Below are 21,127 nucleotides of genomic sequence, written 5' to 3'. Positions count from 1 at the left end.
GAATGAAAGCTATCCTCATGACCGCCGTGGATGTGCTGCAACTTCAGCAAGTCCCCACCCCGAAAATTAGTCAACCGCATCAGGTTTTAGTAGCATTAAAAGCGGCTGGTGTCAACCCTATTGATACAAAAATTCGTAAACGCGGCACTTTTTACCCCGAGCAAATGCCAGCCATTTTGGGCTGTGACGGGGCGGGAATTGTCGAGGCCGTTGGGTCGGCGGTGCAGGATTTTCGCCCCGGGGATGAAGTGTACTTTTGTAGCGGCGGACTGGGCAAGGCCGGCACGGGAAATTATGCCGAATATGCCCTAATCGAGGCGGATTATCTAGCCCACAAGCCGAAATCTCTTTCTTTTGCCGAGGCGGCCGCTGTACCTTTGGTTTTAATCACCGCTTGGGAAGCACTCTACGATCGCGCCCGTCTGCAATCGGGACAAAGCGTACTTATCCATGGCGGGGCCGGGGGTGTTGGTCATGTTGCGATTCAATTGGCGAAACTGAAAGGGGCTAAAGTTTATACGACGGTGGGAAATAGCGATAAAGAGCGTTTAGTGCGGCAATTAGGGGCAGATTACCCGATTTTATACAAACAAACCGATTTTGTCGCGGCGATACTTCAAGAAACCGCAGGGAAAGGAGTAGATATCGCTTTTGATACGGTGGGAGGGGAAACTTTTAGGCAAACTTGCCGAGCGGTGCGAGTATACGGCGATATGGTGACGATTTTGGAACCTACGGGCAGCTGGAAGGAAGCACGCGATCGCAATTTGCGGATTAGTTTAGAATTAATGTTAACCCCGGCTTTGATGGGACTGCCAGAAGCGCAAAAATATCAAACAGAAATTCTCAGACAAGGGGCGCGTTTAATTGACGAGAAAAAGTTAACCATTCATCTCTCCCAAACCTTCCCTTTAGCGGCAGCTATCAGCGCCCATCAACTCCTAGAAACTGGTTCGGTGACGGGGAAAATTGCCCTAATTATTGACTAGAAATCTGCTTGTTACTACTGGTGAACAGCAGAAGTTGTTAAAGCAGGGAGAAGGCAAACCACCGCTACACTTTTGCCGATCGGTCAACCTGATTACGTTAAAATCAAAAGCAGGATACTGTGTATGACGGAAAAACTCGATGAACTCAGTGATTAAAGCGGTACAAACTGCCTATTATGGGGATGCAGCCTATCGGACACCACCACCAGACTTAGAATCTCTCCTGCTCAAAGAGAGAATTGTCTATCTGGGGTTGCCCTTATTTTCCTCCGATGATGTCAAGCGCAATGTCGGGGTGGACGTGACGGAATTAATTATCGCCCAACTGCTCTACCTGCAATTTGACGATCCCGAAAAACCGATTTTCTTCTATATCAACTCTACCGGCACATCCTGGTACACTGGCGACGCGATCGGCTACGAAACCGAAGCTTTCGCCATCTGTGACACCCTCAACTACATTAAACCTCCCGTTCATACTATCTGTATCGGACAGGCGATGGGAACTGCAGCGATGATTCTTTCCGCAGGAACCAAGGGTTTTCGCGCCTCCTTACCCCACGCTACCATTGTTCTCAACCAAAATCGCACTGGGGCCCAGGGACAAGCCACCGATATCCAGATTCGTGCCAAAGAAGTAATCGCCAACAAACAGACGATGTTAGAGATTTTCTCGAAAAATACGGGTCAAACCACCGAAAAACTGGCGAAAGATATGGATCGCACCTTCTATCTCACCCCACAACAGGCGAAAGACTACGGATTAATCGATCGCGTTCTCGAAAGTCGCAAGGAACTACCAAAACCCCTCGCCCAAGTTAGTTAAGATTTATTACAAATTAGCAGGAGTTGTTACCAATTATGCCTATCGGTGTGCCAAAAGTTCCCTACCGTCTGCCTGGTAGCCAATACGAACAGTGGATTAGCATTTACAGCCGTCTTTCGGTGGAACGCATTCTTTTTCTGGGGCAGGAAGTCACCGACGGGTTAGCCAATGCCCTTGTGGCCCAAATGCTTTATCTCGACTCGGAAGATCCCACTAAACCCATCTATCTCTATATCAACTCGCCGGGGGGTTCCGTTACCGCCGGTATGGCCATCTACGACACCATGCAGTACATCAAAGCGGAAGTGGTGACTATCTGTGTGGGATTAGCGGCCTCTATGGGGGCATTTTTACTGGCTTCTGGGAGTCCGGGTAAGCGTCTCGCCCTTCCCCACGCGCGGATTATGATTCACCAACCCATGGGCGGAACCGGGCGCCGGCAAGCGACGGATATCGACATTGAAGCTAAGGAAATCCTGCGTATTCGCCAGCAATTAAACGAAATTATGGCTAATCGCACCGGACAAACCATCGAACGCATCGAAAAAGACACGGACCGCGATTATTTCCTCTCCGCCGAGGAAGCCGTCGCCTACGGTTTAATCGATAAGGTGGTGGAGGGAAGACCGGCTTAAGTCAGTCAGAGGTTAGAACAGGCGAGAAACCTGTTCTAACTGCCATTGGACAAACTTCCTTAGATGGTAGGTTGGTTGATCGGATAATCCCATAAGAGGGTATCTGTTGGGTATGGAATTTTTAGCAACGTTAGAAACAGGCTTGATCTCTGCGGTGGCAATCATCAAGTTTTGCCTAGAAAGTATTTCGATCGCTTGTGTGGTGATCGGATTAATTAAAACCCTACAATTAGCTTGGCAGTCTAATCGTCACCGTCGCAGTCTTCCCCCTTTTTCCTTCAATCAAATTCGCATTCGTTTCGGTACTTGGCTATCTTTAGCCCTAGAGTTTCAGTTAGGTGGAGACATCGTGGCTACCACCGTCACACCTACTATAGAAGCCTTGGCACAACTCGCCCTCATTGCTATTATCCGAACTTTCCTCAACTATTTCCTCAGCCAAGAATTGGAAACGGAATTGTCCATGGAAAAAGAGCGATCGCAACTAGCAGCCCAGGACAATCTCAGGGATTTTTAATGCCAAAAAAAGGTGAGTTGACAATCACCTGACCTAACCCCTGATAAGCTGTTGACTATTGAGGGTATGCTAAAAAAGTTTTTCAGCAAGCTCTAGATAGTCAACAGCTTATTACTTTCGATCGCCCACTGGCTCAATTCCGTGCGATTATGAAGACCGGTTTTATGAAGCATATTCGACACATGACTTTCGATTGTCCGTTGACTAACATTGAATTTTGCGGCGATTTCCCGATTAGCCAGGCCCTGGGCGACCAATTGTACTACTTTTAACTCCGTTGGGGTTAATTCCACATTACCCTGGACTTGAACAGGGGTGACATCCGAGGAATGGTGGCGGGAGGTGCGTTTCGGCAACCGGCCTGCTTGTTTGAGGAAAGACTCCACCCTGGCCACTAATTCTTCTGGTTCAAAGGGGTTGACCATATAAAAATCGGCCCCGGCGGTTACACCTGTTATCTTGTCCTGACTTTGCCCCTCAGGGGAGAGAAAGATCACGGGAATGCAACTAAAACGACTGTCCTGACGAATTTTTTCGAGGAAGGCATAACCGTCCATTTCCGGCATCATCAGATCATAGATAATCATATCGGGGATTTCCGATGCTTTGGCAGTATTTGCCCCGCGTTCGAGGATTTCTAGGGCCTCGGGACCGTTTTCTGCGGTTGTCACCCTATAACCACGAAACTCTAGATAATCCTTCACCAAAAGTATTAAATTTGGGTCATCGTCGATTAATAAAAGTTGTTTATTGTCTTTGTTGGTCTCTTTCATCGCTATTTTCCACGCTGTAGGGTTGGGGGAATGGAGACGGACAAAGGATCGATAGGCAAGAGGCAACAGGTAGTTAGATATGTGTAGTTAATTAAACCTCTTGCATAATTAATTTTTCAGGGTTCAAAAACGGCAAAAATAATGATTAAATTGCCTAAAATCTGTAAATAGACCATTTAATTGATTATTATTCATTCTTAATTCTCCTGACTACTGACTACTGACTACTGACTACTCACCCTAACAACAATTTTTGATTTTTACAAGAGGTTTATTCTGTTTCAGCTAGTTTTAAGCCTGTTTTCCTCTATTGTTTCGGGTTCTTCTTCTGGACAGTTCAGGGAAATTGCCGGTAAATCGTGGCGAAGAAAAGCATATTCGGTGACGATTTGATTACCGATTAGGTGTTCTTGGATAATTCTTTCGATCGCTTCCTTGTTTACCCTTCCATACCAGACTCCTTCCGGGTACACTAATAAAATCGGGCCTTGGCTGCAAACCCGCAAACAGTTGGCTTTAGTGCGAAAAATACAGCCCGGACGGTCGGCGCTAGGGCGATCGAGTTCTAATTCACTTAACCGCTTCTTTAAATAATCCCACACTTCTAACCCTTCTTCCTTGTCACAGCATTTTGGCTTAGTCTGATCGCAGCAGAGAAATAGATGACGCTGGATCTGGGCCAATCCCAACTTAGCCACATTTTCCCCTAAGATATCTCTGGTGTCCGCTTCTTCCATAAATTTTTTTTATCAATTAAACTCTTGACATTGAACAGAAAATGTGCATAGCCGACTAAACTTTCGGTTTGAGGATGTAACGATAGATGAGATAAACGATAGCGGCGAGGATTAAAGCGCTTAAAACTGCGCTGACTAGGCGTAAAATCGCCGTTAAAATCGAAAGAGCCACAAAAACCCCCGCCACTGCCACGACTACCTGTGCCGGTGTGGACAGGCTGCCGTACCAAGTTTTCACTTTTTCGAGAGTGGCAGCGAAACTAACCGGGGTATCAAGGGGGGGAAAATCGTCGGTTTCGATTTCCACTTCCACTTCCTCTGGGGTATATTTAGTATCGAACGGTTCGGGAGACTGCATAAACACTCAAGCTACTTAACACTTCATCCCTATTTTATCGGTGATTGGGGTTGACAGGGGTTGGCGCAGAATTAATGTAACAATGAGTTTATCCATAGCTAAATGACCGGAATCCATGAGCCTATCGACTGCCACCGTTACCGCCATCAATTATCCTGATGCTACCATCACTAGGGCCGAACGCGCCCTCTGTTGTTCTCCTTTCCGTGTCACCTTATTTGCCGCTATGCTGGAGCAAAGTGTATCACTTTTAAGCATTCCGGGTGCCGGAGGTTTAGAGAAAGGTTATACTTCCAGACTGCTGACGGAAGCGGCAGCGGAAAGCTATCTTCTCTGGTTGATTAAAGTGGGAATTTTGCGGCGCGAAGTAGATGGACAGGGGATAACCGATAGTTTTCGTCTCACTCCTTTAGGGAGAAAATTAATAGAAAAATGGCAACCCCAAGGGGACTTTTTCCCTAAACCCACTTTCTGGCAAAGATTTGTCAATACTCTGCAACGTTGGTTTTCTTTTTAATGCTGTCAGGAGTCGGGAGTCGGGAGTCAGGAGTCGGGAGTCGGGAGTCAGGAGTCAGGAGTCGGGAGTCAGGAGTCAGGAGTCGGGAGATTATTTTTATTTATTCCCCCCACTCTCCAATTCCTAATTCCCACTTCCCAATTCATAATTCATAATTCCTAATTCCCAAAAATTAAATACTCAATAAAAAAAACTAGATGAAAGCAATTATGGTAGTGGGGACAACCTCCCACGCGGGTAAATCTTTTTTAACTGCGGCTTTATGTCGTTTATTCAACCGGAAAGGCTGGCAAGTAACACCCTTTAAAGGTCAGAATATGGCCCTTAATGCCTATGTTACCGCCGGAGGGGGAGAAATGGGTCACGCTCAGGCGGTGCAAGCATGGGCCGCGGGGACAATTCCCCGGGTAGAAATGAACCCAATTTTATTAAAACCCCAGGGAAATATGACCTCTCAGGTGATTATTAAAGGTAAGGCTGTGGGTGTCACCACGGCAGCGGATTATTATCAGAATTATTTTGAGCAAGGTTGGCAAGCAATTAAAGAATCTTTAGCTAAATTATCAACAGAATTTGATCTAGTTGTCTGTGAAGGTGCGGGAAGTCCGGCGGAAATAAATCTCAAACATCGCGATTTAACTAATATGCGGGTGGCTAAATATCTCGATGCCGCTACTATTTTAGTGGTGGATATTGATCGCGGGGGGGCTTTTGCTCACGTCGTCGGTACGTTAGAATTATTAGAACCGGAAGAAAGGGCTTTAATTAAAGGTATTGTGATCAATAAATTTCGCGGACAAAAATCTCTCTTAGATTCGGGAATTACTTGGCTAGAAGATTATACAAAAATTCACGTCTTAGGAGTTCTTCCCTATAGTGATATCTTTTTAAGTGCCGAGGATTCTCTTAGTTTACTCGATCGCCCCGCCCAAAAACCCAAAGCTGAACTAAATATCAGTGTCATTCGTCTGCCTCATATCGCTAATTTTACTGATTTTGACCCTCTCTGTGGTGAAGCAACGGTTAATGTCCGTTATCTAGAATTACAGGAATCTTTAGGTGATCCCGATGGGGTAATTATCCCCGGCTCTAAAACCACTGTTGCTGATTTAATTGCTCTTAATCAAAGTGGTATGGCTAATCAATTACAAGCCTATCACCAAAGGGGAGGTATTATCTTTGGCATCTGTGGTGGTTTGCAAATGTTAGGGCGATTAATTCTGGATCCTGACCATCGAGAAGGTCCCGAAAGTGAGGCAGCTGGCTTAAATTTACTGCCGTTAAAAACGGTAATTACTGCCGAAAAAATTACCCGTCAACGACAAGTTTTATCCAATTATCCCCAAGCTGGTTTACCAGTAACAGGATACGAAATTCACCAGGGAATAAGCCAATGGGAAAGTGAATCAGGTTATCAAAAAATGTTCGAGGAAGATGCTAGTCTAGGAATTGTCAATGATTCTCTGTCAATTTGGGGCTGTTATTTACATGGTATCTTTGATAATGGTTCTTGGCGAAGAAATTGGCTAAATCATCTGCGTCAGCGTCGCGGTTTATTATCTTTGCCGACGGGAATTGCTAACTATAGTGAACAAAGAGAAATAACCCTCGATAAGATGGCTAATTTACTGGAAGAACATTTAAATCTTAAACCTATTTTTGCTCATTTGTAAGGAGAAACTATGACTATTGCAGTGCGTTTTTTACCCGATGATATCATCATAGAAGCGGAAACGGGAGAACTATTATTAGATGTAGCCAAAAAAGCAGGAATTGACATTCCTACTGGCTGTTTAATGGGTTCCTGTCACGCTTGCGAGGTAGAATTAGATGATGGTACTCAAATTTGCAGTTGTATTACTGGTATCCCCAGCGATCGAGATTCTTTAACCGTTCATTTATACTCCGATCCGCTTTGGTAGTTGTTAAGGTTTTCTGATAACAGAGGTCAGCTATTAATGTTAAGTTTACGACTTCTAACTAGGAGAATAATGACTCGGAGAATTCTCACATAAGCGAAGGTTTTTAATTTTTGCATCATTTTTATTGATAATAGTATATGCAATATATTGATAAAATGCCATGGTATATCCTATCAATGGGATGTAAGAATAAATTTCACCAAACCCTTGACAAAAGTTACTTTTTGTATTACCGTGCGATAGTGGTGATGCCACGCAAAACACTTACATACATATTGACTGTTTTAAAATATGTCAGATTATTATCATTATCAAAATTCTTGCTGTGGGACTGCCCACGCTTATTTGCTCCCCTCTCTAAGTCAGATTTTTGCCGATCTTGCTCCTCCTGAAAAGCGTATTTTTGATCTCGGTTGTGGCAACGGTTCGATCGCTAATTGGCTATCAGAAAAAGGATTTCAAGTCAGTGGCTGCGATCCTTCCGAATCGGGGATAGCAGAGGCAAAAAAAGCCTATCCTGAACTTGATCTATACGTTGGCTCCGCCTATGATGATCTGGCTAGTAAATTTGGTACTTTTCCGCTGCTAATTAGTTTGGAAGTGGTAGAACACGTCTATGCTCCGCGCGATTATGCTAAGACCGTTTATAATCTGCTGGAACCCGGAGGATATGCGCTGATATCCACTCCCTATCATAGTTATCTCAAAAATTTAGTCCTAGCGGCTACGGGTAAGATGGACGAGCATTTTACCGCTCTTTGGGATCACGGACATATTAAATTCTGGTCTGTCAAAACTATCACAAAACTGTTAACAGAAGCTAATTTATCGGTAGAGAAAATCTATCGTATTGGTCGTATTGCTCCCTTAGCAAAGACGATGATTATTCTCGCTCGTCGGGGTCAATAAATTATACTAAATCCTGTTTAAAAGGTATAGGAGAGGGTGAGAGCGGGGAATTTGAGCATTTGTACTAAAATCCCCAATGTGCAGTTTAAATATAGTACAGCTTAGTCAAACTTGGGAACAATCCAAGCCGCTATAATAGCCAATAAAATAACAATCTCTAAGACTTTATATAAGTTAAGAGATTGTAGCCACTGAAAAGTATTGGCTAGACGCAAATTTAACCGCCATTGACGTAATTGAGATAACCATAATTTCGGATTATCTTGTTCACGAAAACGCCATTTAAGAATAGATAATAATAGGGGAATCCCTCCCACTTTAGCAGTCATGAGTAGGTGCAGGATCAGACCTACTGCCATAATTAACCAACTGATCAAATGGGCATAATACCAAAAGTGATTTAATTCCCCTTCTGGTAGCCATTCGGAATCCATCATCCGGCCACTATACAAAGCAAAAGTTAGGGAAAAAAGAATCAAAGTATTGACTAAACGATGGAGACTATACCACCAAATCGGCTTACCAAATTGGGTTAATTTGTTAAGAGAATCACTTTGAATTAATCTTTTGTTGCCCCGACGAAAAGCATAGATAGCAAAAACGGGAAAAATAATCAGAGTATAGAGGCCAAAAGTGCCATGAATACTTTCAATTTCTCGATATTCTGGTAAGGGCAGTTTTAACCAACGACCGTCAAAAGTATCATAGGTCCAATAGGCCGTAACCATGGCGGCAATGAGGGCAATTCCCGTGAATCCGTGCAGAATTCGCAGTAAAAGAGGTTGATAAGGTTGATTAGTTTTCATCGACTCGATCGATACAATGGGGGAAGGTAAACTCTGCCCAGATACTATGTTAACTCATCCTTGGCTCGTCGCTGTTCTTCTCAATACCGTCCTCCTCGGAATCGCTGCAATTGCGCCAAAAAAGCTCTTAACTCCGATGGGTTATCTCCATGCTTGGGTTTTAGGGGTAATTGTCTGGGGAAGCTTGGGATGGCGCGGTTATCTGATTGTTTTATTCTATTTCCTCGTCGGTTCTACTGTCACCCGCATCGGTTTAGCGCGCAAGGAAGCGGAGGGAATCGCCGAAAAAAGAGCGGGGGTACGCGGTCCAGAAAATGTCTGGGGTTCCGCTTTAGCGGGGGCAATTTGCGCTATCCTCAGTCTTTTTGCCGCTTCTCCCTGGGATTACCTCTTAATACTCGCTTATGTGGCTAGTTTTAGCACTAAATTAGCCGATACTACTGCCAGTGAGGTGGGCAAAGCTTACGGTAAAACCACTTATCTGATTACTAATTTTAAATCCGTCCCCCGGGGAACGGAAGGGGCTGTTAGTTTAGAGGGAACGCTCGCCGGTTTGCTGGCAGCCACGGCGATTTCCCTGTTAGCATGGGGTATCGGTGCGATCGATCTTCTGGGTGTGTTATGGTGCGTAATTGCGGCATTTATCGCCACCAATATCGAAAGTCTCATCGGTGCTACTCTACAAACTCGCTTTCTGTGGTTAACTAATGAATTGGTCAATGTGATCAATACGGTTATCGGTGCGATCGTGTCCATACTGTTAAGCTTGCTCTGGTCTTTCCGCTAAAATTAAGTGACTAAAGAAATATCTATGCTAAAGTGGCGTTTTTGTGCATTTTCCCTGCTGTTACTGCTAATTGCTGCCTGTGGGACGGAAAATCAACCTAATTCTAGTTCTACCACTGCCAATAGTCCCGATGCGGGCCGCTTGCAAACGGTGAAAAATCGCGGTAAGTTAATTTGTGGTATTAACGGAGAAGTGCCGGGGTTCAGCTTTGTTAATGAAAAAGGCGAATATTCGGGCTTAGATGTGCAAATTTGCCGAGCTATTGCGGCGGCACTCTTTGATGATCCATCCAAAGTCGAATATCGTAAACTTAGCCCCCAAGAGAGATTTACTGCCGTACAGACGGGAGAAGTGGATATCCTCAGTCGCAACACCACCTGGACGATTAACCGGGATACCGCCCTGGGGATGGAGTTTATCACCCCGGTTTTCTATGATGGTCAGGGAATTATGGCCACAAAAGCCAGTAATGTTAAGAAATTAGAAGATTTAAGCGGAAAGTCCATTTGTGTGCTATCGGGAACCACCACAGAACAAAATCTGGCCGATGCCATGGCAAAAGCGGCAGTTCAAGGTTATAAACCGATCGTTTCCGATGATGTGGAGGCCTTATATACAGCTTATCAGGCGGGGCGCTGTCAGGCTGTCACCTCCGATCGCTCCCAATTGGTGGCCCGGCGCTCGGTTTTTCCCCGACCGCAGGATCATCAATTATTAGAAGTGGTAATATCTAAGGAACCCTTGGCCCCAGCCGTGGCCGATGGTGATCCCCCTTGGTCGAATGCCGTCCGCTCGATCGTTTTTAGTTTAATTCAAGGGGAAGAATTCGGGATTAACTCCCAAAATATTGCCACTTTTGCCGACAGCAAAGACCCCAGTATTCGGCGCTTTTTGGGTATTGATGAGAAGTTAGGCGAAGATATGGGTTTACCCAATGATTTTGCCCAAAGAGTCTTAAAACAGGTGGGTAATTACGGTGAAATTTATGATCGGGAAATCGGCAAACCCCTGCAACTCGATCGAGGTTTAAATAATCTTTGGACAAAGGGGGGTTTATTGTATTCTCCTCCTTTTCGTTAATTTTAAGATTGTGTTTCCTGACGGGGAATATAGACTCCTAAGGCGGCCGGAATAACTCGAAACATGGCGGGAGTAGTGCTAGTAATTTCGCCATCGGTGTTGATACTATGGGGTTTACGAGTCTGAATTTGAATTTCTTTCCCCTTAAGAGTTCTCACCCAAGATAATAAACCCTGTTGTCCTCGCGGTAATGTCCATAAAAGCGGGAAAATTTGCCACCAGTGTTGAATTTCTAGACTATATAAATCTAACCTTTGATCGTCAATTTGGGCATCGTGAGCGATCGGCATTCCTCCCCCATAATAACGACCATTTCCGACCGCTATTTGTAGGGTTTTAACTTTGATATTTTGACCATCAACACGGATCATAGCGGTAAAAGGACGGGTTTTACTTAATACCTGTAAGGCTGTCCAAGCGTAGGCAAAAATTCCCAAACGTCGCTTTAAACCCTTGCTCAGTTTTTGGGTAATTTTCACACTTAATCCTAAACTAGCCACGTTGAAAAAGTATTTATTATTTACCCAACCTAGATCGATATATTTTAAATTACCTTCCGCAATAATTCGACAGGCTTCGGCAATAGAATTCGGTATCCCTAAAGTCCGGGCCAAATCATTAGCCGTTCCTAAAGGTATAATACCTAGGGGCAGTTGAGTTTCTACCAACATATCCGCCATAGCATTAAGAGTCCCATCGCCACCACCGACGATAACTAAATCAATATCATAGCGATATTTTTCCAGCAAAAAAGGTATATCTTCTACCTTTTTCAAAGGGACGCTGATAATTTCAAAATCCCAATGATTGAGCAGCTCGACAGTTTGAGCAAAGTTTTCTTTACCCTTGCGCGAGTGACGATTAATTAGTAGTAAAGCTCTTTTAGTCATAGGTAAGTTTCTCAGTAGCATCAATATCTGAAGATAAACCAACACCAGCTTTTTGAGAGATTGTATATAGACTTTGCTGAATAAATCTAAAAACCTTGTTGGATAAGGCTTTTAGACTTTTTTCCCCTCAAAAAGTGCCGGGCCTGGGAGTGATCGGGGGTAAAATTCCGGGACTTTTTCCCTGAAAATTAGGTAATTGACCACCTGAAAATGGGTAAAACCCTACACCCTACACCCTACACCCTACACCCACCGAAAAACTTTTTGCCACAACCCGAGCCACCAAAGCTTTGTAGGGACTGAAAACAGTTGGTTTTCCCACAAGCTGGTGATGGGATTTGAACCCGCGACCGGCTGATTACAAATCAGCTGCTCTACCACTGAGCTACACCAGCATTTTTGACCAACCCATTATAACATAAATAGACCAAGTGGTCACTGAGCCTTGTCGAAGTGTGGATATTTTTTCTTGTCGATCATGTTCAACCCGCTGCTTTCCCTCCCTAGTCAGCTGCCGGAAGACTAGGGACCAATACACGGACGTTCAATGAGTCAAAAGGGATGACCAATAATTAGTTATCAGTGACCATTGACCGTTTAATAAGAGCCAGATTAATCCCCCTATTCCCAAAAGAATAGTCAAAACATAAAACTGTGATTGACCGGAAACATTATATTTTAAGGCACTGCCGCTAAAAATCGTCGCTAAACTGACTAAATTAACCAGACCATCAATAATATAACGATCGATCCAAGCGGTAATTTTTGACAGGCTGCCCACCGCTAAAACCACGGTAAACTGATAGATGCGATCAAGATAGAAGTCATAAGCGAACAAATCTTGCAGGAATCGCAGGATTAACCCAGTTGGTCTCGCCCAAGCTCGTCTTAACTCTACCGTTAACCCGATAACTAGGCCAATTACCCCAGAGGCCATCAGTAAGGGAAAACCCCAGACAATAGTGAAACTCTGGTTATTAAGGAGGGGATTGGTGAAAGATAGCCAAAAATCCCAACGTAGGGGAATAATCGGGGCCAATAAAACGATTAAAATCAATGCTACCATGGGCAAAGCCATCGGCCAAGCCACTTCCGGGGTGCGATGGGTTTTACTTTGGGTTTGTCCCAAAAAGACTAAACGAAAGACCCGAGTAAGATTGATGATGCTAAGACAATTAACAAAGATTAAAACCGCTAATAACCACCAAGGAATCGCCCATTCGCCACTTAACCACCGTTTTAACGTCCAAAACATCCCCAGGGGCATTAAAACCGTCATCCCCGCGGAACCTCCTAAAAAAGCCATGGTTGTAGCCGGCATTCTTGCCCAAATTCCCCCCATTTCCGTGATATTTTGGTTACTGGTGGTGAGAATTAATGATCCTGCGCTCATAAACAATAAGGCTTTTGCCACCGCATGGGAGAATAAAATTAGTAAAGCGATATCCACATGACCTAATCCCACCGCAATAAAGACCAAACCGAGATAGGCACTGGTGGAGTGGCATAAAACCCGTTTAATATCAATTTGGGACAAGGCCATCAGAGAAGTACCAATTGCCGTCATTGTCCCCAACACTATTAAAACATCAGCAGCGATCGGAGATAGGGTAAACACCGGCTGCAGCTTAATTAAAACATAGGCCCCGGCTGAAACCACGATCGAATTCCGCAGGATTCCGGCTGGATTTGGTCCCTCCATCGCCTCATCTAGCCACAAATTCAGGGGAAATTGGGCGCATTTACCCGTTGGACCAGCAATAAGGGCTAATCCTAACAAAGTCGCCGTCAGAGGCGGTACAGGGTTATTTACCGCCCAATTTTCTAACTGAGAAAAACTCAATCCCTCTCCGTAACTGGACAGAGCCACCAAACCCATCAATAAAATAATATCGCCGACGCGCTTGGTTAAAAAGGCATCTCGGGCCGCGGTTACTACCAAAGGTTGAGCATACCAAAAACCGACGAGGAGATAGGTAGAGACCGTTAACATCTCTAAGAAAGCGTAACTGAATAGTAGAGAGTCACTAAGGGCAATTCCTCCTAAAGCTGCCTCAAAAAAGCCCATTAAGCCATAAAATCTCGCCAAAGACCAATCCTTTTCCATGTAGCCAAGGGCATAGATTTGGGCCAAGAGACTGATGAGGGTAATCAGTTCCAGCGTCCCCAAACTGACGGGAGAAAGTTCGATCGAAAGGGATAAACTAAGATCGGCCACTTTTACCCATTCAAAAGCCAGTTTAATCGTCTCTCGATGCCAAATTTGGTTAAAAGCGATCGATCCGTGTATTAACCCTAATACGGTCATCAATAGGTTAATATAAGCCGCCGGCCGCGGACCGGTGCGACTAATTATGCCTAAAGACCAAGGCAAGGTTAAAATCGAACCAATTAAGCCATAAATGGGAATTAACCAGCAAGTGTAAAGGAATAAATCTTTCATTCAGGGGGTTATTCAGTTATCAGTTATCAGTTATCAGTTATCAGTGATCAGGTTTAAGTTTTAAGTTATCAGGTTTAAGTTTTCAATTTTCAACAAATTTAGGCTCTTTCACTGGTTACTGGTTACTGATTACTGATCACTGATCAACGGCTATAAAAAACCAAGACTCGATCGAGCAGGGATCGAGTTTAGTCAATTTAAGTATTTTACAGTTAATCCCGCGATCAGGCTAAATGCGCTGTAATAAAGATTTACCGTGGGAATCGGTGCTACAGGTGGCGAATAATTGATATTGACGACTAAGCGCGAGAGCTTGTTCTGTTTCCCGTTGACTGGGTAGCCAGGGTTTGGGATTGCCGTAGGCATAAAAAGCCTCAATACCATCAATACCCAATTCTACCGCCGCCGCCACTAAATCGGCCGCGGGGCGATGGTAACGAAAGGGATGGGCGAGAACCACTAAAGCCCCCGCTTGCTGTAAACTTTTAATGACTCTAGAGGCTAAAGCCAGATCTCCTTCTGGTTTGGTTCTTTGCAGATAGGGAGTCAAGACAACGTGAGCGGGATCGAAACCATAGCCAAGAATATGCACTTCTGTGTCTAAGAGATTCGCCGTAATTTCTACCCCTGTCCAGAGATGGGGTAGAGAACTCTTTAAATGCTGATTTTCTAGCCAAATTTGGGCTTGTCGATAACCTTCGATCGAGTGATGATCGGTAATTGCTAATCCTTTTAGTCCGATGTCTAACGCTTGTCTCATCAAGCCTTGGGGAGTCATTTGACCATCGGAACAATGGGTGTGAAGATGGAAATTGTAATGGTAGGGACAACTATCATAGCCAATATTTGCCCACACCGCTTTCAGGGCGAGGGTATCTTGAGCTAGGGGTGGAATTGTAGCAGAAACGACCATGCAGTATTAAGGAAATTTCCCAAAGATTACAAATTGTTAACAATCAGCATAGCAAATACCAAAAAAAATTGGGTAGCTGCTGTTACCGCTAACACCTTTAGAGACTGTTCGTCAATGAATATTAAGCGGGAATCGGAGCCTTCTTCTGTCTCCGCGCTGATTATCGGTTATCGCTGCCCCTACAGGACTCAAAATCTTGCACCTGTTTCGCGAAACAGGCCCCTAAAACCCTTAATTCGTCCATATTTCAGATTTATTCAGCCAGCCCTATGTACGCTTTTTGGTACAAGTGTTCTGGCTCCCTCTCCCCGCTCCCTTCTCATAGACAGTCTTGACGAGTAACTTAGATACACTAACAGCTTACTATGGACTAAGAATACTAAAGTTTTGACTAGAATGGATAACTATCGGTGGCGAAATAAATAAACCAGATCTAACCGACAGTATCGACCAATTAACCATGGCAGAATGGATTATTTACAAAGAATTTCGCTTTGAAGCAGCCCATCATTTACCCCATTATGAAGGTAAATGTCGCCGTCTCCACGGTCATAGTTGGTTAGGACGCGTCTATGTGAAAAGTCATTATTTACAGTCCCAAGGCTCACAACAGGGCATGGTGATGGATTTTGGTGAAATTAAACAATATTTACAACCGTTACTCGATAATTTTCTCGACCATCATTATCTCAATGAAACCACTGGTTTAGAAAATCCCACCAGTGAAGAATTATCACGCTGGATCTATGAAAAATTGGCAAAAGCTGGTTTACCCAACCTTCATGCCGTCGAAATCTGCGAAACCTGTACCTCTGGATGTACCTATTATCCCTAATCGGCAAACTATCATTAGCTAGGATGGATTGCAAACCTATCCCACGAAAATTATAAGATTCCCAGTCACAATCCTCTCAGATGAAGGAGGTAGGAGAAATCTGATATGCTATCTACTGCCAAGAAACTTTATGACACAGACTTTAATCTGTGGGTAGAAGAAACTGCTAACCTACTTAAAGAAGGTAAGTGGGAGTACCTCGATTTAGAAAATCTGATTGAGGAAATTGAGGCAATGGGTAGGAGTGATAAAAAGGCTTTGAAAAGTAATTTAGAAAAGCTATTGCTTCACCTGCTTAAATGGAAGTATCAACCCTCTAAACGTTCTCATAGTTGGCAGTATTCTATCACCGAACAATGTTTGAGATTGTTGGACGTTTTTGAAGATAGCCCCAGTCTCAAGGTATATTTTGAGGAAGTTTTTGTTCAGTGTTATCAAAATGCTTGCCTACTTGCCGCTAGAGAAACAGGGTTAGATAAAAAAACTTTTCCTGAAATCTGTCCTTTTGCCAAAACTGACATCCTCGATCCTGAATATCTACCGGATTAATACTAAGTAGGTGGGTATTAAAAAGTTTCAGATACCCCCGCCTATCGGCACCCCCCTTATTAAGGGGGGCAGGGGGGATCGAACTTAAAATCCATGTTTAATTTAATTATAACCAGCTACTTACATTTTTAGATGCGCTTACCCTGGATGGTACATTGTGGAATGTCCTATTATTCCGGGATGTCTGAGTCAGTATTAGACTCAAGAAGAAGCTCTACAAAATATCAAAGAGGCGATTGACTTATGTTGAGAAGTTAGAAAAGAAAAAGGTTTGCCTTTGACAATTATAAAATAGCAGGTTGGTCCTTGCTATTGCTCAACCCAACCCCTATTTTTCTATATGTAGGTAGGTGTTAAAAACCGTCAGATATCCCCCTTATTCATGGAAGATTAAGGGGGGATAAATCCCAAAGTTCTCAACTCAATTGTCCTGTTTTGACTTCTTCCCTTGAGATAGTTTGCGATTGAAACAAGAACCTGCCGCTAGAACTCCCAGAGCAAGAATGCCTAATGTAGAAGAGGGTTCAGGAACACTTTCCACCTCAGTGGTTCCGTAAGTTCCCTCAAAATTATCAATGATATAGCGTCCAAAGTCACTGCTAAAATTGAAGAGGGCGTAAGAAGCTGTTCCTAAAAAGTTTACATTAATTAACCCTTCAGGAAAACTGCTTGGACTATAGAGACCAGGAACAGTAGAGGAAGCAAGTAGGTTATTGCTGCTATCAAAGACCTGAAAAGAAGCAAAAGTACCAGGTCCTTCAGAAACACTATCAAGTGCAAAACCAAATTTTAAGAAATCTTTCGCTCCTACAAGAAAATCAACCCTTAAATCAGGATTTAACAGTGAAGTACCTTCAAGTCCTGGTTCATTAATGTAGCTCTGAAATAGTCCCGGACCTATAGTGTTGAAACCAGACGGATCGATAGTGCTGAAGATAACATCGTCGCTCCCATCACCATCACCATCAAAAGAATAACTGGTCTGCCCAGCGATAAGATCGTCGAATGTGATCAAGGCAGCCCGAGCCACATTGGCTGTCGCCAGACTGATAAGTATTACACCCCCCCCCGATGGAGTGTTGAATAAGTTTTACTAATTTCATAACTAAATGCCTCTTAAAAAATGTGGTTCTGCCCTCGTTGTCAGGCAAGATGCTTCTACCATACATTTAGGAAAATACGGGAGCATCTCACTTTGGTAATAAGAAGCATCTCACTTTGGTAATAAACAGAAATACTTAAGGGGTAAAAAATAGAATTCAACAAGGTTATCATTAAGATAAGCAGAACAATGGCGAAGCACTTGTGGAACATTAGAGAGGAAGTTTTAGCATTTGTACTAAAATATCCAAGACGCAGTTTAAATGCAGTACAGCTTACTATTTGCTTTTGTAGATTTGAAGCCCTTACTATTGGCTTTAATGAATCTTTAAAATCCTGCCAGATTCTATCTGTTTCAATTCCCCTTCACGAGGAGATTTCATAATTGGAATCGGGAAAAATATCTGCTCAACCAACCCCATCGACTGAAGCAACGAGGCGATGTTCTCAATCGGCGGCAAATTCTCAGCAAGGGCTGATATCTGCTTTTGTCAATAGCTCGATGATACAATAAAGTCAGGCCAAAATGCGATCGCAAGAGATAAAGCATGGTTCAAGCACCCATCGAACTCCAACTTTTCTATCCTGACTCCGACGGTAAACCTATGGCCGACAACACAGTTCAATATCGCTGGATTGTTCGCTTGGTTGCCAATCTCAAGTATTTATTTAAAGAGCAAACCGTCTTTGTCGCTGGGGATTTGCTCTGGTATCCCCAGCAGGTAACTGTACCCCCCGCTCCCCGTCAAGCTCCCGATGCCATGGTAGTTTTCGGCCGTCCACCTGGTGAGCGCGGCAGCTATAAACAATGGGAAGAAGACAATATTGCCCCCCAGGTAGTGTTTGAAATCCTCTCTCCGAGCAATAGTGCCAGGGAAATGCTCAAAAAGCAGTCTTTCTATCGGGAGCATGGGGTATTAGAAATGTTTTTCTATGACCCAGACTCCCATGATTTCTGGGGATTGGTGCGGGCCAATCAGCAGGAGGATTTTTTCCCGGTGACGGCCTTGAATTTTCCTTGGACTTCCCCAATCCTAGGGATTCGGTTTGAGATGTTTGAAGAGGGTTTAGAGGTCTTTTATCCCAATGGGGAACGATTTAAAGACCCTGAAACCCTCTTTGAGGAACGCAACCAAGCACAACAAGAACGCGACCAAGCACAACAGGAACGCAACCAAGCACAACAAGAGCGCGACCGCGCTTTTGCCCGATTACGCGAATTGGGCATTGACCCGACACAGTTGTGACTATAATTAATCTTCAGCGGAGATACCGTCATCTTCCACCACCGCTTCGGTGATAGGAGAGGGCGGAATTTCCGTTAAGGGAGATAAATCGGCAGGGGGGGCCACCACGCGATCGAGTTTTAGGGTTAAATAACGAATAACCTCATCACTTAAACGCATGGCCCGTTCCATGGGGGCGACTTGTTTGCCGCTGGCCTGATAATTCATCTGCACATAGACACCATCATTGAGTTTTTTGATGGGATAGGCCAGACGTTTTTTACCCCACACCTTAACTTGAATGTCTGTGGCGCTGTGTTCGCTAATCAGAGTTCGATAACGTTCCACTTGTTGCTGAACGACTTCTTCCCCTAAATCGGGACGGAGAATGTAAAGAGTTTCGTAGTTATTGCTCATCTCAGAATCCTTATGGACTAGAAGGCTTCTTTGTCAAGGCCAGGAGTTAATTGATTTTCATAACTCTCTAGCTTTTAATAAAGAAGCAAGGATATATGATCATACTACTATCCGAGAGTCGATCGCTAGTCATTCCCAGAAAAATATGGCGCAACGCTATGTACGAGTGAAACATCGTCAAGGACAAATCTTCTACGGACTGTTACAGCTAAACCGTAGCGTTGCCGTCTTTGATGCCCCTCCCTGGCAAGGAGGGCAACTAACCAAACTAGAATTAGAACCTGATAGCTACCAACTATTAGCCCCCTGTTTCCCGTCGAAAATTATTGCTGTGGGCAAAAATTACCGCGCCCACGCCGCCGAGATGGGAACACCTGTACCGAGCGAACCGCTTTTATTTCTCAAACCACCGACGACAATTATCGCCGATGGTGAAACAATTTTTTATCCGCCCCAATCGGAAAGAGTAGATTATGAGGGAGAATTGGCATTAATTATCGGAGAAACCGCCAAAAAATGCACCACAGCCCAAGCCAGAAGCAAAATCTGGGGTTATACCATTGCTAACGATGTCACCGCTAGGGATTTACAGAAAAAAGATAGCCAATGGACGCGGGCGAAAGGATTTGACAGTTTTTGTCCCCTCGGCCCCTGGATTGTCCGGGAATTGAGTATCGGGGCGCAATTAACCACTTTTCTCAATGATGGCAGCGAACCCAAACAAAGCAGTTATCTCAGTGATATGGTTTTTCCCCCCGATGTCTTGGTGGCTTATATCTCTCAAGTGATGACCCTGCTGCCGGGGGATGTGATTTTAACGGGAACTCCCGAAGGAATCGGACCGATGCAGGTGGGGGATAAGGTTCGGGTGGAAATAGAAGGCATCGGGGTTTTGGAAAATCGCGTCATGGCAGCAGAAATCAATTAACGATAATTAACAATCCTAGCGAAGACGGCGGGGTCTAGACTTGCCCCACCGACTAAAGCCCCGTTTATCTGCGATTGAGCCATAATTTCATCGATATTATCGGGTTTTACCGAACCACCGTACTGAATGGTTACTTCGGGATTGTCTAATTGTTGCCGAATTAAACCGATAACCCGATTGGCTTCCTCGCTTTCGCAGGTTTCCCCCGTGCCAATGGCCCAGATGGGTTCGTAGGCGATAACGAGGTTTTTTTGGTCAACATTGACTAAACCTGCTTGAATTTGCTTGATAATTACCTTTTCCGTTTCTCCAGCATCTCTTTGGGCCTTACTTTCTCCCACACAGATAATTGGGGTTAAACCTTGTTTTTGGGCAGATATAACCCTTAAATTGACGGTTTCATCGGTTTCGCCGAAATATTGCCGGCGTTCACTGTGACCGATAACCACATAGTGAACCCCAATTTCGGTTAACATATCCGCCGAGATTTCCCCCGTATAAGCCCCCGATTTTTCCCAGTGGACATTTTGCGCCCCCAAGCGAATACGACCACCGTGGAGGGTTTTAGAGAGGACAGCTAAAGCTGTGAAAGGGGCGCAAAGAACTACTTCTCGGTCGTCGGGGGTTTCATCTAGATGGGATTTAAAATCTTGCAAAAACTCCAAAGCTTCTCTCTGGGTTTTGTGCATTTTCCAGTTACCTGCAATAACAACTTTCGGCACAGCTTAATTAATTTAGTAGATTTGATAATTTATGGTACATTTTACTGTAAGCCTTTTTGTTACCCTAAGCAAGATCACCGATAATCGCTGTCTGTCATGAACAGATTTTTTTAATACTTTTACCTGTACCTAGGGCTTGCTGAATAAATCTAAAAACTTTGTTGGATAAGGCTTTTAGACTTTTTTCCCTCAAAAAGTGCCTACCATTGGAGGGATCGGGGGTAAAATTCCTGGACTTTTTCCCTGA

Annotated in this window: 24 protein-coding genes and 1 tRNA gene; 14 read left to right on the top strand and 11 right to left on the bottom strand. The window is 44.2% G+C overall.

Annotated elements, in window-relative coordinates; all coding sequences use genetic code 11:
• Nucleotides 1-2 precede the first annotated feature (2 nt).
• From N0824_RS14635 to N0824_RS14620, 4 genes are all read left to right on the top strand, one after another.
• The gene (locus N0824_RS14635) at nucleotides 3-989 is read left to right on the top strand and encodes a zinc-dependent alcohol dehydrogenase family protein (protein ID WP_108937280.1); all 987 of its coding nucleotides are present in this window, start codon (nucleotides 3-5) and stop codon (nucleotides 987-989) included.
• Between the two features lie 139 nt (nucleotides 990-1,128).
• Complete coding sequence (locus tag N0824_RS14630; RefSeq protein WP_002746650.1) at nucleotides 1,129-1,815, top strand: ATP-dependent Clp protease proteolytic subunit; 687 nt, start codon at nucleotides 1,129-1,131, stop codon at nucleotides 1,813-1,815.
• 35 nt (nucleotides 1,816-1,850) lie between these two features.
• Nucleotides 1,851-2,450, top strand: a complete 600-nt coding sequence (locus N0824_RS14625) for an ATP-dependent Clp protease proteolytic subunit (RefSeq protein WP_002734165.1) — start codon at nucleotides 1,851-1,853, stop codon at nucleotides 2,448-2,450.
• A 112-nt stretch (nucleotides 2,451-2,562) separates the two neighbouring features.
• Nucleotides 2,563-2,967: a DUF1622 domain-containing protein gene (locus tag N0824_RS14620; protein ID WP_002762845.1), complete on the top strand. Its 405-nt coding sequence runs from the start codon at nucleotides 2,563-2,565 to the stop codon at nucleotides 2,965-2,967.
• Nucleotides 2,968-3,059: 92 nt separating this feature from the next.
• Here N0824_RS14620 and N0824_RS14615 read toward each other — a convergent pair whose 3' ends face one another.
• From N0824_RS14615 to N0824_RS14605, 3 genes are all read right to left on the bottom strand, one after another.
• Nucleotides 3,060-3,740 carry a response regulator transcription factor gene (locus N0824_RS14615; RefSeq protein WP_108937279.1) on the bottom strand — a complete coding sequence of 227 codons (681 nt, stop codon included), beginning with the start codon at nucleotides 3,738-3,740 and terminating at the stop codon, nucleotides 3,060-3,062.
• A gap of 281 nt (nucleotides 3,741-4,021) precedes the next feature.
• Complete coding sequence (locus tag N0824_RS14610; protein ID WP_108937278.1) at nucleotides 4,022-4,477, bottom strand: ferredoxin; 456 nt, start codon at nucleotides 4,475-4,477, stop codon at nucleotides 4,022-4,024.
• Between the two features lie 55 nt (nucleotides 4,478-4,532).
• A complete protein-coding gene (locus tag N0824_RS14605; RefSeq protein ID WP_002801943.1) occupies nucleotides 4,533-4,835 on the bottom strand; it encodes a hypothetical protein in 303 nt (100 codons plus the stop codon).
• A 115-nt stretch (nucleotides 4,836-4,950) separates the two neighbouring features.
• On the opposite strand from N0824_RS14605, the gene N0824_RS14600 reads away from it, so the two are divergent.
• The 4 genes from N0824_RS14600 (at nucleotide 4,951) to N0824_RS14580 (ending at nucleotide 8,183) form a co-directional block, all read left to right on the top strand.
• Nucleotides 4,951-5,352, top strand: a complete 402-nt coding sequence (locus N0824_RS14600) for an Npun_F0494 family protein (protein WP_108937277.1) — start codon at nucleotides 4,951-4,953, stop codon at nucleotides 5,350-5,352.
• A gap of 197 nt (nucleotides 5,353-5,549) precedes the next feature.
• Complete coding sequence (gene cobQ, locus N0824_RS14590) at nucleotides 5,550-7,025, top strand: cobyric acid synthase CobQ (protein WP_108937276.1); 1,476 nt, start codon at nucleotides 5,550-5,552, stop codon at nucleotides 7,023-7,025.
• A gap of 9 nt (nucleotides 7,026-7,034) precedes the next feature.
• Nucleotides 7,035-7,274, top strand: a complete 240-nt coding sequence (locus N0824_RS14585; RefSeq protein WP_108937275.1) for a 2Fe-2S iron-sulfur cluster-binding protein — start codon at nucleotides 7,035-7,037, stop codon at nucleotides 7,272-7,274.
• A gap of 291 nt (nucleotides 7,275-7,565) precedes the next feature.
• On the top strand, nucleotides 7,566-8,183 hold the full coding sequence (locus tag N0824_RS14580) for a bifunctional 2-polyprenyl-6-hydroxyphenol methylase/3-demethylubiquinol 3-O-methyltransferase UbiG (RefSeq protein WP_108937274.1): 618 nt from the start codon (nucleotides 7,566-7,568) through the stop codon (nucleotides 8,181-8,183).
• Nucleotides 8,184-8,284: 101 nt separating this feature from the next.
• On the opposite strand, the gene N0824_RS14575 is transcribed toward N0824_RS14580, so the two are convergent.
• Nucleotides 8,285-8,989, bottom strand: coding sequence for a cytochrome b/b6 domain-containing protein (locus N0824_RS14575; protein ID WP_108937273.1), 705 nt, complete (start codon nucleotides 8,987-8,989; stop codon nucleotides 8,285-8,287).
• A 46-nt stretch (nucleotides 8,990-9,035) separates the two neighbouring features.
• Here N0824_RS14575 and N0824_RS14570 point away from each other — a divergent pair, with 46 nt between their 5' ends.
• Together N0824_RS14570 and N0824_RS14565 are read left to right on the top strand one after the other, a co-directional pair.
• Nucleotides 9,036-9,776: a TIGR00297 family protein gene (locus N0824_RS14570; RefSeq protein ID WP_108937272.1), complete on the top strand. Its 741-nt coding sequence runs from the start codon at nucleotides 9,036-9,038 to the stop codon at nucleotides 9,774-9,776.
• A 24-nt stretch (nucleotides 9,777-9,800) separates the two neighbouring features.
• Entirely contained in the window at nucleotides 9,801-10,856 is a 1,056-nt protein-coding gene (locus tag N0824_RS14565; RefSeq protein ID WP_108937271.1) for an amino acid ABC transporter substrate-binding protein, read from the top strand.
• A 2-nt stretch (nucleotides 10,857-10,858) separates the two neighbouring features.
• On the opposite strand, the gene N0824_RS14560 is transcribed toward N0824_RS14565, so the two are convergent.
• The 4 genes from N0824_RS14560 to N0824_RS14545 form a co-directional block, all read right to left on the bottom strand.
• Entirely contained in the window at nucleotides 10,859-11,746 is an 888-nt protein-coding gene (locus N0824_RS14560) for a lipid kinase (RefSeq protein WP_108937270.1), read from the bottom strand.
• 323 nt (nucleotides 11,747-12,069) lie between these two features.
• Nucleotides 12,070-12,141, bottom strand: a tRNA-Thr gene (locus N0824_RS14555).
• 149 nt (nucleotides 12,142-12,290) lie between these two features.
• A complete protein-coding gene (locus tag N0824_RS14550) occupies nucleotides 12,291-14,189 on the bottom strand; it encodes an NAD(P)H-quinone oxidoreductase subunit F (RefSeq protein WP_108937269.1) in 1,899 nt (632 codons plus the stop codon).
• Between the two features lie 229 nt (nucleotides 14,190-14,418).
• Nucleotides 14,419-15,102: a PHP domain-containing protein gene (locus N0824_RS14545; protein WP_108937268.1), complete on the bottom strand. Its 684-nt coding sequence runs from the start codon at nucleotides 15,100-15,102 to the stop codon at nucleotides 14,419-14,421.
• A gap of 460 nt (nucleotides 15,103-15,562) precedes the next feature.
• Here N0824_RS14545 and queD point away from each other — a divergent pair, with 460 nt between their 5' ends.
• Complete coding sequence (gene queD, locus N0824_RS14540; RefSeq protein ID WP_108937267.1) at nucleotides 15,563-15,937, top strand: 6-carboxytetrahydropterin synthase QueD; 375 nt, start codon at nucleotides 15,563-15,565, stop codon at nucleotides 15,935-15,937.
• Nucleotides 15,938-16,042: 105 nt separating this feature from the next.
• Entirely contained in the window at nucleotides 16,043-16,486 is a 444-nt protein-coding gene (locus N0824_RS14535; RefSeq protein WP_108937266.1) for a DUF29 domain-containing protein, read from the top strand.
• Between the two features lie 421 nt (nucleotides 16,487-16,907).
• Here the strand turns inward: N0824_RS14535 and N0824_RS14530 are convergent, their stop codons facing one another.
• Nucleotides 16,908-17,516: a PEP-CTERM sorting domain-containing protein gene (locus N0824_RS14530; RefSeq protein ID WP_233256450.1), complete on the bottom strand. Its 609-nt coding sequence runs from the start codon at nucleotides 17,514-17,516 to the stop codon at nucleotides 16,908-16,910.
• A gap of 619 nt (nucleotides 17,517-18,135) precedes the next feature.
• On the opposite strand from N0824_RS14530, the gene N0824_RS14525 reads away from it, so the two are divergent.
• Entirely contained in the window at nucleotides 18,136-18,834 is a 699-nt protein-coding gene (locus tag N0824_RS14525; RefSeq protein ID WP_108937264.1) for a Uma2 family endonuclease, read from the top strand.
• A gap of 6 nt (nucleotides 18,835-18,840) precedes the next feature.
• Here the strand turns inward: N0824_RS14525 and rpsF are convergent, their stop codons facing one another.
• Nucleotides 18,841-19,230: a 30S ribosomal protein S6 gene (rpsF, locus tag N0824_RS14520; RefSeq protein ID WP_002769143.1), complete on the bottom strand. Its 390-nt coding sequence runs from the start codon at nucleotides 19,228-19,230 to the stop codon at nucleotides 18,841-18,843.
• A gap of 145 nt (nucleotides 19,231-19,375) precedes the next feature.
• Between rpsF and N0824_RS14515 the strand changes: the two genes are divergently transcribed.
• Nucleotides 19,376-20,158, top strand: a complete 783-nt coding sequence (locus tag N0824_RS14515; RefSeq protein ID WP_108937263.1) for a fumarylacetoacetate hydrolase family protein — start codon at nucleotides 19,376-19,378, stop codon at nucleotides 20,156-20,158.
• On the opposite strand, the gene tpiA is transcribed toward N0824_RS14515, so the two are convergent.
• Nucleotides 20,155-20,880: a triose-phosphate isomerase gene (gene tpiA / locus N0824_RS14510; RefSeq protein ID WP_071591854.1), complete on the bottom strand. Its 726-nt coding sequence runs from the start codon at nucleotides 20,878-20,880 to the stop codon at nucleotides 20,155-20,157. The genes N0824_RS14515 and tpiA overlap by 4 nt on opposite strands.
• Nucleotides 20,881-21,127 lie beyond the last annotated feature (247 nt).

Source organism: Microcystis sp. 0824, from assembly GCF_003112475.1.
Classification (GTDB): domain Bacteria; phylum Cyanobacteriota; class Cyanobacteriia; order Cyanobacteriales; family Microcystaceae; genus Microcystis; species Microcystis aeruginosa_C.
Note: the sequence above shows the minus strand (reverse complement) of the source record. Positions and strands in the feature narration are given on the sequence as shown.

Bases quoted from the DNA above. Each gene is read 5' to 3' on its own strand.
- N0824_RS14635 (WP_108937280.1), top strand. From the start codon at position 3: ATGAAAGCTATCCTCATGACCGCCGTGGATGTGCTGCAACTTCAGCAA.
- N0824_RS14630 (WP_002746650.1), top strand. From the start codon at position 1,129: ATGAACTCAGTGATTAAAGCGGTACAAACTGCCTATTATGGGGATGCA.
- N0824_RS14625 (WP_002734165.1), top strand. From the start codon at position 1,851: ATGCCTATCGGTGTGCCAAAAGTTCCCTACCGTCTGCCTGGTAGCCAA.
- N0824_RS14620 (WP_002762845.1), top strand. From the start codon at position 2,563: ATGGAATTTTTAGCAACGTTAGAAACAGGCTTGATCTCTGCGGTGGCA.
- N0824_RS14615 (WP_108937279.1), bottom strand. From the start codon at position 3,740: ATGAAAGAGACCAACAAAGACAATAAACAACTTTTATTAATCGACGAT.
- N0824_RS14610 (WP_108937278.1), bottom strand. From the start codon at position 4,477: ATGGAAGAAGCGGACACCAGAGATATCTTAGGGGAAAATGTGGCTAAG.
- N0824_RS14605 (WP_002801943.1), bottom strand. From the start codon at position 4,835: ATGCAGTCTCCCGAACCGTTCGATACTAAATATACCCCAGAGGAAGTG.
- N0824_RS14600 (WP_108937277.1), top strand. From the start codon at position 4,951: ATGAGCCTATCGACTGCCACCGTTACCGCCATCAATTATCCTGATGCT.
- cobQ (WP_108937276.1), top strand. From the start codon at position 5,550: ATGAAAGCAATTATGGTAGTGGGGACAACCTCCCACGCGGGTAAATCT.
- N0824_RS14585 (WP_108937275.1), top strand. From the start codon at position 7,035: ATGACTATTGCAGTGCGTTTTTTACCCGATGATATCATCATAGAAGCG.
- N0824_RS14580 (WP_108937274.1), top strand. From the start codon at position 7,566: ATGTCAGATTATTATCATTATCAAAATTCTTGCTGTGGGACTGCCCAC.
- N0824_RS14575 (WP_108937273.1), bottom strand. From the start codon at position 8,989: ATGAAAACTAATCAACCTTATCAACCTCTTTTACTGCGAATTCTGCAC.
- N0824_RS14570 (WP_108937272.1), top strand. From the start codon at position 9,036: ATGTTAACTCATCCTTGGCTCGTCGCTGTTCTTCTCAATACCGTCCTC.
- N0824_RS14565 (WP_108937271.1), top strand. From the start codon at position 9,801: ATGCTAAAGTGGCGTTTTTGTGCATTTTCCCTGCTGTTACTGCTAATT.
- N0824_RS14560 (WP_108937270.1), bottom strand. From the start codon at position 11,746: ATGACTAAAAGAGCTTTACTACTAATTAATCGTCACTCGCGCAAGGGT.
- N0824_RS14550 (WP_108937269.1), bottom strand. From the start codon at position 14,189: ATGAAAGATTTATTCCTTTACACTTGCTGGTTAATTCCCATTTATGGC.
- N0824_RS14545 (WP_108937268.1), bottom strand. From the start codon at position 15,102: ATGGTCGTTTCTGCTACAATTCCACCCCTAGCTCAAGATACCCTCGCC.
- queD (WP_108937267.1), top strand. From the start codon at position 15,563: ATGGCAGAATGGATTATTTACAAAGAATTTCGCTTTGAAGCAGCCCAT.
- N0824_RS14535 (WP_108937266.1), top strand. From the start codon at position 16,043: ATGCTATCTACTGCCAAGAAACTTTATGACACAGACTTTAATCTGTGG.
- N0824_RS14525 (WP_108937264.1), top strand. From the start codon at position 18,136: ATGGTTCAAGCACCCATCGAACTCCAACTTTTCTATCCTGACTCCGAC.
- rpsF (WP_002769143.1), bottom strand. From the start codon at position 19,230: ATGAGCAATAACTACGAAACTCTTTACATTCTCCGTCCCGATTTAGGG.
- N0824_RS14515 (WP_108937263.1), top strand. From the start codon at position 19,376: ATGGCGCAACGCTATGTACGAGTGAAACATCGTCAAGGACAAATCTTC.